At 47.1% G+C, this 12,256-nt stretch carries 10 protein-coding genes; 3 read left to right on the forward strand and 7 right to left on the reverse strand.

Translation table 11 applies throughout. From position 1 onward, the window contains the following. Positions 1-6 precede the first annotated feature (6 nt). The gene (gene mnmC / locus AAA952_RS19000; protein WP_338258862.1) at positions 7-2,049 is read left to right on the forward strand and encodes an FAD-dependent 5-carboxymethylaminomethyl-2-thiouridine(34) oxidoreductase MnmC; all 2,043 of its coding nucleotides are present in this window, start codon (positions 7-9) and stop codon (positions 2,047-2,049) included. A gap of 96 nt (positions 2,050-2,145) precedes the next feature. Here the strand turns inward: mnmC and AAA952_RS19005 are convergent, their stop codons facing one another. The 6 genes from AAA952_RS19005 to prmB all read right to left on the reverse strand — a co-directional run bounded on the left by AAA952_RS19005 (position 2,146) and on the right by prmB (position 7,840). Next, positions 2,146-2,919 carry an RNA methyltransferase gene (locus AAA952_RS19005; protein ID WP_338258863.1) on the reverse strand — a complete coding sequence of 258 codons (774 nt, stop codon included), beginning with the start codon at positions 2,917-2,919 and terminating at the stop codon, positions 2,146-2,148. After that, entirely contained in the window at positions 2,909-3,193 is a 285-nt protein-coding gene (locus AAA952_RS19010; protein WP_263181552.1) for a YfcL family protein, read from the reverse strand. Before AAA952_RS19010 ends, AAA952_RS19005 begins: the two co-directional genes overlap by 11 nt. 4 nt (positions 3,194-3,197) lie before the next feature. After that, the gene (locus AAA952_RS19015) at positions 3,198-4,376 is read right to left on the reverse strand and encodes an ATP-NAD kinase family protein (RefSeq protein WP_338258864.1); all 1,179 of its coding nucleotides are present in this window, start codon (positions 4,374-4,376) and stop codon (positions 3,198-3,200) included. Between the two features lie 58 nt (positions 4,377-4,434). Further along, complete coding sequence (locus AAA952_RS19020) at positions 4,435-5,610, reverse strand: MFS transporter (protein WP_263146205.1); 1,176 nt, start codon at positions 5,608-5,610, stop codon at positions 4,435-4,437. Positions 5,611-5,676: 66 nt separating this feature from the next. Further along, positions 5,677-6,771 carry a chorismate synthase gene (gene aroC, locus AAA952_RS19025; RefSeq protein WP_028761043.1) on the reverse strand — a complete coding sequence of 365 codons (1,095 nt, stop codon included), beginning with the start codon at positions 6,769-6,771 and terminating at the stop codon, positions 5,677-5,679. A gap of 124 nt (positions 6,772-6,895) precedes the next feature. Continuing rightward, positions 6,896-7,840, reverse strand: a complete 945-nt coding sequence (prmB, locus tag AAA952_RS19030) for a 50S ribosomal protein L3 N(5)-glutamine methyltransferase (protein ID WP_011788895.1) — start codon at positions 7,838-7,840, stop codon at positions 6,896-6,898. Positions 7,841-7,920: 80 nt separating this feature from the next. Here prmB and smrB point away from each other — a divergent pair, with 80 nt between their 5' ends. Continuing rightward, positions 7,921-8,451, forward strand: a complete 531-nt coding sequence (gene smrB / locus AAA952_RS19035; protein WP_105252090.1) for an endonuclease SmrB — start codon at positions 7,921-7,923, stop codon at positions 8,449-8,451. A 100-nt stretch (positions 8,452-8,551) separates the two neighbouring features. On the opposite strand, the gene sixA is transcribed toward smrB, so the two are convergent. Then, positions 8,552-9,022 carry a phosphohistidine phosphatase SixA gene (sixA, locus tag AAA952_RS19040; RefSeq protein WP_028761045.1) on the reverse strand — a complete coding sequence of 157 codons (471 nt, stop codon included), beginning with the start codon at positions 9,020-9,022 and terminating at the stop codon, positions 8,552-8,554. Positions 9,023-9,191: 169 nt separating this feature from the next. On the opposite strand from sixA, the gene AAA952_RS19045 reads away from it, so the two are divergent. Beyond that, the gene (locus AAA952_RS19045; RefSeq protein ID WP_263184860.1) at positions 9,192-11,981 is read left to right on the forward strand and encodes an insulinase family protein; all 2,790 of its coding nucleotides are present in this window, start codon (positions 9,192-9,194) and stop codon (positions 11,979-11,981) included. Positions 11,982-12,256: the final 275 nt, after the last annotated feature.

Genomic DNA, 12,256 nt, shown 5'->3' on the forward strand with positions numbered 1-12,256 from the left:
ATTTCTTTGACTGCAGAGCCCAATAAACCTTGCCAAATTAAGCGCGATTACCCGCAATTAATCAACCTTTATCCCGCAACAGCTCACACTGATGCACACTATCTCAGCAAGTTGAGCATTTATCAGCAGCGGGTATTTGAGGCTCATTCACAGCAAAAACTCTTAGTATTAGGGCAAATAGGTTTAGGCAACGGGCTTGAACTCTTATCTTGGTGGCGCACTCAGACGAACCCTAAGCAACGATTACTCCTTAACGTATTCGAACCCAATCCGATTAATGCTTACGAACTTAAATTACTTTGGGATCAATCCGCCTGTTTAACCAAAGTGCCTGAACTTGAGCCACTTGCCCAACGCTTACTTCATACAGAGCCGACGGCTATTATAGGTTGCCAGAGATTAATTTTTGATGACGGTCGTATCACAATCGACCTGCACTTTGGTGATATTCAATCCCAGCTCTGTTCACTCATCCATTCTCCGCTTCACCCCGTTCAGCACTGGCTGGTATTGCCCCATCTACAAAATGGGTTAAATCAGCAGATCCATTGGCAGATGGCAAAACTCAGTGACGATGGCGCCACTGTGGCAACTATTGGATTAAACGAATCAAGCGGATTAAGCGAAACTCCTGTGAGCCGTTTCCAAGCCTGCGGCTTTGAGGAGAGGGATTTTACCTGCGCTGCAATACAGACAAACCATCAGCCTGATGCCATTTTGTTACACGAGCGCCACGTCTTACGCCAGCAAGATGCTAAAGCCTATGCCTTTAATCCTATGGCTGCAATCTTACCCTCGGACGGGCCCAGCTCGATTGCCATCATAGGCGGCGGGTTAGCCTCGGCGCATTTGGCACTGTCTTTGGCGGAACGCGGCCAAAGTACGCAGCTCTTTTGTAAAGATGCCAAGCTTGGCCAAGGCGCCTCGGGCAATCGCCAAGGGGCGATTTATCCGCTGCTGACACCGGAAAATGATGAATTAAGCCGCTTCTTCCAGCAAGCATTTTTATTTAGCCGCCGTCGAGTACAAGCGCTGACATCTGCCCCCGCCCCAAATCAAACGCCGATTTCCCATGACTTTTGCGGGGTATTGCAAACCGCCCACGATGAACGCAGCCAATTACGACTCGATAAAATTATTCAAAGCCAGAACTGGCCAAGTGAAATAGCCTATCGAGTCGATGCGAAACTGGCCAATTCTCTTGCGAACATTAATATTGACAAATCAGGCTTTTTCTATCCGCTGGCTGGCTGGGTTTGTCCGTACGAATATGCCGAAGCCGCAATACAAAAAGCGCAGCAGCTTACCGAGGTCAAACTCCATTTGGAGACTAAGATCCTTGAAATTGAGCATCAAAGTGAAGGTTGGTATTTAATCACCGCTAAGCATCGCTTTGGCCCCTTTGCACAACTTGTGCTCGCCAATGGCGCAGCGCTCACGCAATTTGATGCCAGCAACAAATTACAAATTAGCCCTTTTCGCGGCCAAGTCAGCCATGTGCCCGCTCAATTTCAATTGAGTCAGCTCGCGACTGTACTGTGCGCCAACGGTTATTTAACCCCGAGTCACGAAGGACTCCACTGCCTTGGCGCGAGTTACGTTAAAGAACCTAAGCATTTAGATTTTTGCCCGCAGGAGCAGCAAGAAAACCTCGCCAAAATGCACGAGAGTTATCCCAATCAGCCTTGGCTTGAAGATATCGACATGAGTGGCAACAATGCTCGCGTTGGCGTGCGTATGGTGACGCGGGATCATTTCCCTATGATGGGCTGCGCGCCCGATGTGCCACAAATTATTAAGGATTATGCAGAGCATCAACTCACGAAAGAAAGTCGCCACTACTGGCAAACCACGCCAGCGCCGGTGCACGAAGGGCTGTATATTCTCGGCGGGTTAGGCTCACGGGGGTTAAGTTCTGGACCACTTGCCGCCGAATGTCTCGCGGCGCAGCTTTGCGGCGAACCAATACCGCTCGATAAAGCGACTCTGTGTAAACTCAACCCTAATCGTATGTGGCTGCGAAAATTGCTCAAGGGCAAAGCGCTCTAGGCAATCAATCGCTAGAAAAATAACGTTTTTGAGCGCTATAAAAAAGGGATTAAGCCATGGCTTAATCCCTTTTTAAAAATGTTATTTTTAAACCAATTAAGCTGCTGTGATGGCTATCGCGTTATCAATGCTGCTAGGTTCAAGGCTGCTAGACCCGACACTACTGGATTCAACATGTCGAGGTTTTCGCGGCGCTCTGGCCACTTTCACCCGAGTACGATTGTTGTTATCACGACTCTGACGGATGAGTGCATCGCCGCTTAAGTTCGAAGGTAGACCAGATGCTAGGCTCGATGTCAGGCTTGCAGCCTCACGGTGAGATTTAGCCAATCTGTCGTATAGCAGCACATTGACCGATGCGGCAAGATTCATACACCCGACCGTAGGCACATACACTACGGCATCGGCTTTATCGATAATCTCTTGGCCAATGGTGCCATCTTCAGGACCAAACACATAAAAGGCTTTTGCGGGATGGACAAACTCCGGCAGCGGCGTTGCGCCCACCACCAAATCGACACAGATAAGCTGAGTGCCCGCCGGAATCGCGGCTAACAATGAAGTAACGCCCGTGAGCGGAATGCGCTCGCCAGCATCTTTAGTATCGACATGGTATTGCACAGCACCCGAACGCGCGGCTAACTCGTAGCGCCTGCCAGTGTAAAATACGCCATCGACGCCATAACAACCCGATGCGCGCATAATGCCACCGACGTTAACGGGTGTTTTAGGATTCACTAAACCGATAAATACCGCGCTAGCATCGAGAGCTTGCTCACTGGCTAATTCAGCACTCGGCATTTCTACACTCGTTACTTCGGCATTAGTCACGTGCTCGTTGTCAGTCATCGGCTGGGAGCTAGGCAACATCCAATTCGCCTATAATCTTTACCTGCAGCTGTGCCCATGCCTGTTCAACCAAGGCATAATCGGCATCATTTAATTCTTGGCGCGCGAGTGCTAGACAGTCAGTCATTTTTAGCATTAAAGCATCAAGATCCGTTTCACCCTGTGCTTCCAATTGGGACAACACTACGGCCACATGGCCCTGTAAGTAGCCACAGGCAAACAAAGCATCGTCATCACCATGACTAACAACGCTGGCGATCCACTGTTCTAATGCGTCTTCGTAATGCTCTAACATGGGTCTAACTCTCCATTAATACTGGATTGGCCGACACATCTGCTGCGACCAATAAATCTGGATTGGCCACCTGATACATGACGTAATCATGGTAGCCCGTCGTCACTTTATAATAGCCGCCAAGCTCGCTATCTAATTTAGGGTCGCCACTATCCACAATTAGTGGTCGTCCATCAAGTGCTTTTAGCTTAGTTTTTGTGGCAAGGATAATAATATTGTCTTTTCCGATGCGCCGAATGAGCTCGGGCGACAATTGTTGATTACCGCGCCCTAAGATATGGCCTTGACCGCCAATCAGAGTGATCACCAACCTAGTCGGCTTATCTTGGGTCAGTTCGAGTAATTTGTTCGCGGTTAAGTCACTGCCGACTAAACTTTTATTTTGAATAAGATCAACACCGAGCAGGGTATTATCGAGGCCTAACTCTTCCATCACAAAGGCAACCGTACTGCCAGAGCCCATGATGTACAGTTCATCTTCCATTTGATTGATCACATCGGCGGCGATATCGGCCAGCACGAGTTCATCGACTTCCTTACCGCCCATCTTCACCGCTTGCACATAACGCGGCTCGGCGGGCACTAAGAGCTCACCAAAGCGTTTAGCGCGCACTGTGCCTTGGCGAAAAGCCACTTCATCAATATCCATTACATCGGCGGACATCAAACTGACAAGTTCGCCATCGAGTAACATCTTGACCACCATGCCAGACGCATGGGGCGTAATGCCGTAAACGCCGGAATGAATTTTCACCCCAGCAGGCACACCGAGCACAGGGAGTTTGTCGTCGATAGTGGCTTGTTCAAATACGGAGTAAACATCGCGGGCCGTGCCATCGCCACCGGCAAAAAGGAGTAAATCCAGCGGTTCATCCAGCAGCGCACGCACAACGGCCTGCGTATCCAGTGCCTGAGTTTTATCCGGAGTTTGATACACCACTCGCGTGGTAAAACCGAGTGTTTTAGCGGCGTCTTCACCCATGATGCCTGAAGCAGTAATGACTTCAATGTCATCACTATAATCACGGATAACCTCGAGGGCCTGCATCATACGCAAGGCGGCTTTGGGTTCAGCGCCTAAGGCGAGCGCTTCTTCGGCAACGCCATCGCTGCCCTTAAGACCAACACTGCCACCTAAGCCAGCCAACGGATTGACAACTAACCCTAAACGAAACCGAATCACCTTTACCTCACTTAACACAATCTTTTGATTTTTATATTTTTTATCTTAATGGATATGACTAGGCCGTATGGGCTACAACACTCGGTTTATCCTTAGGGATAAAGAATACCGCCAGCATAGCGGCAAAGGCGCATACTGCGGCAAATACCCAAGACCAAACCGCCCCGCTACCATCGCCCCAAATAAAGCCACAAATCCAAGTACCGAGCGCGCCGCCAACCCCAAAACTTAAGCTGGCATACAGGGCTTGACCTTGGCTTCTGTGACTCGCATCGAAATGTTTATGCACAAATTGAATCGATGCGGCGTGGGTTAAACCAAAGGTAAAGGCATGTAATAATTGGCTAAAACCAAGCCACAACACGCTATCTACCCCAAAAGCAACCAATAACCAACGTAGACAAGTCATGCCGATGCTGACAATCAATAAGGTATTCACGCCATAGCGGCCGAGTAAACGCGGCGCGAACATAAACATCACGATCTCGGCCATTGCGCCAAGGGCGACAAATATGCCCGCCGAGGATTCGGAGTAACCCGCTTGCTTTAAATATAAAACGAAGAAGCCGTAGAAAGGTCCCGCGCTCATTTGCAGCAACATCGCCGAGACTAAGAACCAAATAATCGCCCGATTCCATTGCAATGGCGGCCGCACTTGGCTGGTGTCGCGCACTAAACGATTTGCTGGTAATGGCAACGCACTGGCTAACATGCCAATAAATAATGACAAACCAATATAAGGCAACACCTCAGTGCCCCACTGACCAATGGCAAAGCCCGCACCGACAACAAGACAAATATAACCGACACTACCCCAACTGCGAATTTGACCGTAGCGGCTGGCATTCTCGCCTAAGGTTTCTAAGGTGATCACTTCAAGCTGGGCGAGGATTGCATTCCAAAAGAAGGTATATAAGGCCAAACTCAGCGCCATATACACAAAACCACCATGGTAGAAGAAACTCAAATACGCCAGCGCGGCGGCTCCCGCGCCCATTTTGATCAGCTCGGCGCGCATCCCAGTACGGTCAGCCACTTTAGCCCACACATTCGGCGCAACAATGCGCGTCGCCATCAGGATGGCGAGTAAAAAACCAATTTCTTGAGGATTAAAACCGCGATTTTCGAAGAAGACCCCAAGATAAGGGACCATAGTGCCGAGAATAGAAAAGAAGAAAAAATAGCAGGCACAAAGCCAGCGCAATTGCCGGCTTGTGCTAGAAGAAGTTGACATTAACGCATTCCATTTATCTCATGCTACTCATTGTATCGTTATCGCATACCAGCTATTTCATGCCACTTATCGCATACCAAGCACTGGCGTATGACTACGCACATCCTGATTTTGCGCTCTGTGTCTTAATAAGTGATCCATCAACACAATGGCAAGCATAGCTTCGGCAATCGGTACTGCGCGGATCCCAACACAGGGATCGTGACGACCTTTAGTGACAACTTCGGCCATTTCACCCTGCGCCGTCATACTTTGGCCCGGCACACTGATGCTTGATGTGGGTTTTAAGGCAATATGGGCAATGATCGGCTGACCCGACGAAATCCCACCGAGTACACCGCCCGCATGATTAGATTCAAAGCCTTGCGGCGACATTAAGTCACGCCCTTCGGAGCCCTTTTGCGTCACGACACCAAAACCATCACCAATCTCAACACCTTTGACGGCATTAATACCCATCAGCGCATGGGCGATATCGGCATCGAGTCTATCAAATACTGGCTCACCTAAACCCACTGGCACACCTGTCGCGATAACGGAGATTTTCGCGCCAATCGAGTCACCGGATTTTTTCAGCTCACGCATGTATTCATCGAGCGCTTCCAGCTTGCTAGCATCGGGGAAGAAAAAGGCATTTTGCTCGATTTGGTCAAGATCAATGGTCTGCGCACAAATAGGACCCAGCTGCGACATATAGCCGTAGATCTCGATACCGTGAACTTGCTTTAAATACTTTTTAGCCACAGCACCCGCCGCAACCCGCATCGCAGTTTCACGGGCTGAAGAGCGGCCACCACCGCGGTAGTCACGCATACCGTACTTTTGCTGGTAGGTATAATCGGCGTGCCCAGGGCGAAATAAATCTTTGATATTAGAGTAATCTTGACTGCGTTGATCGGTATTTTCAATCAAGAGTCCAATCGAGGTGCCCGTGGTTTTACCTTCGAAAACGCCGGATAAAATCCGCACTTCATCGGGCTCACGGCGGGCCGTGGTATATCGGGATGTCCCTGGGCGACGGCGGTCAAGATCATGCTGCATATCGGCTTCGGTTAATTCAAGCCCTGGTGGGCAACCATCAATAATGCAACCCAGTGCAACACCGTGACTCTCACCAAACGTCGTCACTACAAAATTTTGACCAATACTGTTTCCAGACATCCGCTTTGTACACCTTAGGTTATTTGTTCATCGCTCCGCGCCCAGCGAGTACTGGACAATTTATTTTCCCGCTGCAAGCCTAACTGGCAGCGGGAAAAGTCTCAACCTAATTTGCTATCTTAGGCTATTGTGCGTCGCGATAAATGCCGAACACTGACTGATTTTCGACCAGTTGATCGCGGGTCAATACGAATACGCCATCGCCACCATTTTCAAAGTTAATCCAAGTGAATGGCACTTCTGGGAACTGCTCAATCAAATGCACCATAGAATTACCGACTTCGACTACGAGTAAACCCGTTGGTGTGAGGTATTGCGCGGCATTGGCGAGTATACGCTTGGTTAAATCTAAGCCGTCGCGACCTGAGGCTAAACCAATGGCAGGCTCATGATGATATTCATCAGGCATGTCGCCAATGTCTTCAGCATCCACATAAGGTGGGTTTGAAACAATCAAATCATACTGAGGCCCTTCTGGGATGGCCGAAAACAGATCCGATTGCATCGGGAATACTCTGTCCATCACACCTAAGGTTTCGATATTGATTTGCGCCACATCTAAGGCATCTTCGCTGATATCCAGCGCATCGACTTCGGCGTCTTCAAATTCATAGGCACAGGCAATCGCGATACAAGCGCTGCCAGTACATAAATCTAAAATACGTGTGACTGGCTTGTTATATAACCAAGGGCTAAAACGATTAGCGATCATTTCGGCAATCGGTGAACGTGGCACTAACACGCGCTCATCGACGTAAAACTCAAGCCCAGCAAAACGCGCTTTGTTGGTCAAGTAAGGCACAGGTAAGCGTTCTCTCACCCGACGAATGATCAACTCGACAATTTTATGCTTTTCACTGCTGGTCAAGTTACTTAAAATCACTTGCTGACCGATTTCTTCGGGTAAGTGTAAGGCATGGAAAACTAAGGCGATGGCTTCATCCCACGCATTATCAGTACCATGACCATAATACACATTGGCATCGTTAAAACGGCTCACGGCCCAACGTAACATATCGCCAATAGTACGTAATTCTGTCACAGCTTCATCTACAAAGATCTTATCCAAAACGTGCTCCCGCTAGTTTGTTCGCAAACATTGTAACTGAACTCTATTCAGAAACCATAGGATTCAATAGAATACCCGCCATGAATAAAGACGACGACAAAGAAGGCTTGGCGATGTTCTCAGCGCTTATTGATGGAATTAAACCCATCACGCAAAATAAGCGACACTTTCGCATGCCCTTAAAAACCAAACAAGAAATAGAACTGAAAGAGCAGCAACTGCATGCTAACAGTTATTTCTCAGATACTTATCAGCCACTACTGCCTGTACAAGGGCCGATGCGTTGGTTAGAAGAAGGTGTTGACAGTTTAGAGCTCAAGCGCCTCAGACGTGGGGATTACCAGCCAGATTTGCTGCTGGATTTGCACGGCTATCGCCAATCGGAAGCCAAACTTGAGTTAGCGGCACTGATCCAAGCCTGCGTTAAACAGCAAAGCCTGTGCTGCTGCATTATGCATGGTTACGGCAGTGGCATATTGAAACAACAAGTTCCCATGTGGTTAGTGCAGCATCCTATGGTGAAGGCTTTCCATCAGGCCCCTAAAGAATGGGGCGGCGATGCGGCGTTATTAGTGCTGATTGATATTGGTGAGCAACCGCATAGACGTTAGCTCGCTATCGGCTTAGGCTTTAACATTTACTATTTAGCTGAAAACAAACGGCCCATTTAATGTGGGCCGTTTGTTTTGTAAATAGAGATATTAACCTAGATTAGCTAATACTATGGGGGGCGTGCTGCCACACGATTGAGGCTTGCTCGGCATGTTTATCAATGAGCGTAATGCCTGACGTCGCGAATAATGGCGGCTCAACGCCAGCCACTAACTCACTGACTAAGTAGCCCAGTAACGGCATGTGAGCAATCACGAGTACTTTATCCGCCTTGTATAACTCAGCATAAGCCACAACCAAGGCGGCTACATTGGCGGGATCGCCAGAAGGTACAAGATCATCGGCGACTAGCCACTTACGCGGCTCAGGAAAATGCTGACTCAGTTCCTGCCACGTTTGCTGTGCTCGTAAGTAAGGACTAACTAAAACAAGATCGAAATCAGCCACACTGCGAGCTAGCCAGTTGCTCATCAACACAGTATGGTGCCTTCCAACATCGGTCAGTGTTCTGTCTCTATCAGACTGAGCATTAAATCCGGCGTCACCATGTCTCATCAAAAATAGCTGCATACTTCTCTCGCGACTCAAACTTGTTTTTGTTTTATCCCAATTGTAGCCCTAAAATCCGTTTCAACAAACCTCACAAGACTTAATCTTTAGTCGATAAACACAAGAGATATTTGCTAAAAACCATTAAGACTATCAATATATAACAAGCTATCGTTACCGGAGTGTCTCTTTGCAAGCCTCTCAGTCCATATATAAAAGTCCAAATGATCACCGCCAGTATCGTTATCTTGTATTAGATAATGCACTCAGGGTGTTATTGGTTGAAGATCAAGATGCCAGCCAAGCTGCCGCATCTATGGCTGTAGGCGTGGGTCATTTTGATGATCCCGCAGATAGACCCGGCATGGCGCACTTTTTAGAGCATATGCTCTTTCTAGGTACTGAGAAATTCCCAGACTCAGGCGAGTATCACGCCTTTATTAATCAGCATGGCGGCAGCAATAACGCTTGGACAGGCACAGAGCACACTAACTTCTTTTTCACCATCAATGAAGAAGTGTTTGCCGACTCTTTAGACAGATTCAGCCAATTTTTTATCGCCCCAAAATTTGATTTAGATTTAGTCGATAGAGAACGCCAAGCTATTGAATCTGAATTTAGTTTAAAACTAAAAGATGATATCCGTCGAACCTATCAAGTACTCAAAGAGACAGTCAACCCACTGCATCCATTTTCGAAATTTTCCGTGGGTAACTTAGTCACCTTAGGCGGAGAACAGGCACAAGTACGTAGTGAATTACTCGATTTCTATCAAAGCCATTACAGCGCCAATTTAATGACCTTGTGCTTAGTCGCTCCGCTTTCCCTTGATGAATTACAAGATTTAGCCTGTCACTATTTTAGTGGGATCCGAAACTTGAACTTAGTGAAAAACTATCCTCAAGTACCACTATTTTCAGAAAAAGAACTGTTGAGGCAAATCGATATTGTGCCGCTTAAGGAGCAAAAACGCTTAAGCATCAGTTTTAATTTCCCAGGAATTGATCACTACTACAAACGTAAGCCTTTGACTTATATCAGCCATATTTTAGGCAATGAGAGTCATGGCAGTCTGTTATCGTATCTAAAAGAACAAGGATTAGTGAACAACTTGTCTGCGGGCGGCGGTGTAAATGGCTATAACTTCAAGGATTACAGTATCGGTTTACAGTTAACCGATAAAGGGCTAGGCAATCTCGATGAAATTATCAGCTGCTGTTTTGAGTATATTGAACTTATCAAAACCCAAGGCTTAGATGAATGGCGTTATTTGGAGCGTGCAAACCTGCTCAAAATGGCGTTTCGTTATCAAGAGCAAGTTAAATCACTCGATTTAGCCAGCCATCTCAGTATCAATATGCATCACTATGAAGTCGAAGACTTGGTCTTTGGCGATTATCGGATGGATGGGCTGGATATCCCTGAAACCATTGAGCTACTTGAGCTCATGGTGCCACAGAATATGCGCCTGCAGCTTATCGCCCAATCGGTTAAAACGGATCGTAAAGCTAACTGGTATCACACGCCGTACAAAGTCCGCCCAATTGCGCCACAGTCCCTCGCTCGTTGGCAAGTGAACAATATTCGCCCTGAATTACAGCTACCGGCTGCAAATCCTTTTATTGTCGCCGACTCGATTGCCCGTCCGGATAAGAGCGATGTTGACGTGCCAGTGATAGTTGCAGAATCAACTGGATACCGCATTTGGCATAAGAAAGATGATGAGTTTAATGTGCCAAAAGGTCACATGTATTTATCGCTAGATTCAGAGCAGGCAAGTAAAACGCCAAGGCATGCCGCCCTCACCCGCTTATATGTTGAAATGCTACTCGATTATCTAACCGAGCCAACCTATCAGGCCGAAGTTGCTGGATTAAGCTATAACATTTATCCGCATCAAGGCGGAATTACACTGCATTTATCGGGCTTTACCGGCAATCAAGAAACGTTATTAGCGCTATTAATCCATAAAGCCAGAGAGCGCAATTTTACCGAAGAGCGCTTTGCCCTCATAAAATCTCAGCTACTGCGCAGTTGGCAGAATCAGACACAGGCTAAACCGATTTCACAATTATTTACTAGCCTGACTGTTACTCTGCAAAAAAGCAGTTATGAACCAGCACGCATGGCACAAATGTTGGAAGATATTAGCCTAGAAGATTTACATAACCATGTACGCGCCTTCTACGAAAAGATCTACCTTGAAGGGTTAGTCTATGGGGATTGGTTAGTCTCTGAAGCACAAGCTCTCGGCAAACGTTTAGAGCACATTTTATCTTTAGTTTCGACGCCGAGTGCAGAGTCCACCAGAGAATTAGTGAATTTAACAGGCCAAGGCACGTTACTGAGAGAGCTCGCAATAGATCATCAAGATAGCGCAATTATTGTGTATTACCAATCTGCCGTGGCAACACCTGAAAAAATGGCGCTATTTAGCTTACTGAATCACACTATGTCGTCCACCTTCTTCCATGAGCTGCGTACTGAAAAACAGTTGGGCTATATGGTAGGCACAGGTTACCTGCCGCTCAATCGTCATCCTGGACTTATTTTCTATATTCAGTCACCTACAACTGGGCCACTGCATTTATTAGAGGCCATCGACGAGTTTATTGCCGACTTTAATTATGCAGTGATGCAAATCACCAACGAAGAATGGGAAAGCACAAAGGTAGGTCTGATTAATCAAATCATGGAGCACGACGCGAACCTCAAAACTCGCAGTCAACGTTATTGGGTCAGTGTCGGCAATAGAGATTATCAATTTAACCAAAGAGAACTCGTCGTAGACGAAATCACTAAGCTCACCCGCACTGATTTACTCAAATTCATGATGCGTAAAATGCGTACTAAGCACAGCGATCGCTTAGTGTTATTTAGCACAGGTGAACAACACAGAACCCAAGCCGCGCTGATGTCAGACAAAATGATCACGGATCTTAAAGTTTTTAAGCAAACGGCAGAAAAGTTTAATTTCTAAACAAAAAACACTTTTGCTCACACATTTGTGAGCAAAGTTAGGTAAACAAACAGAACCGCTACAAATCAGTCCAACTATAGTCGTATCTTTCAGTGTTGGACGTAATCCTGATGTAAAACATGGCTAGCCCATGTTCTACCACTTCAGCACCGAACAATTTTACTGCATCTACATGCTGTTAAAAGGATTTTCTGCAGACTCCACTTTGACAAACCGCTCACTTTCTGGAAAAGTGATGTAACATAATTGTTTCATGGCATCCTCGGATAATAAGA

The sequence above is a fragment of the Shewanella sp. M-Br genome (genome assembly GCF_036245925.1).
GTDB lineage: Bacteria > Pseudomonadota > Gammaproteobacteria > Enterobacterales > Shewanellaceae > Shewanella > Shewanella oncorhynchi.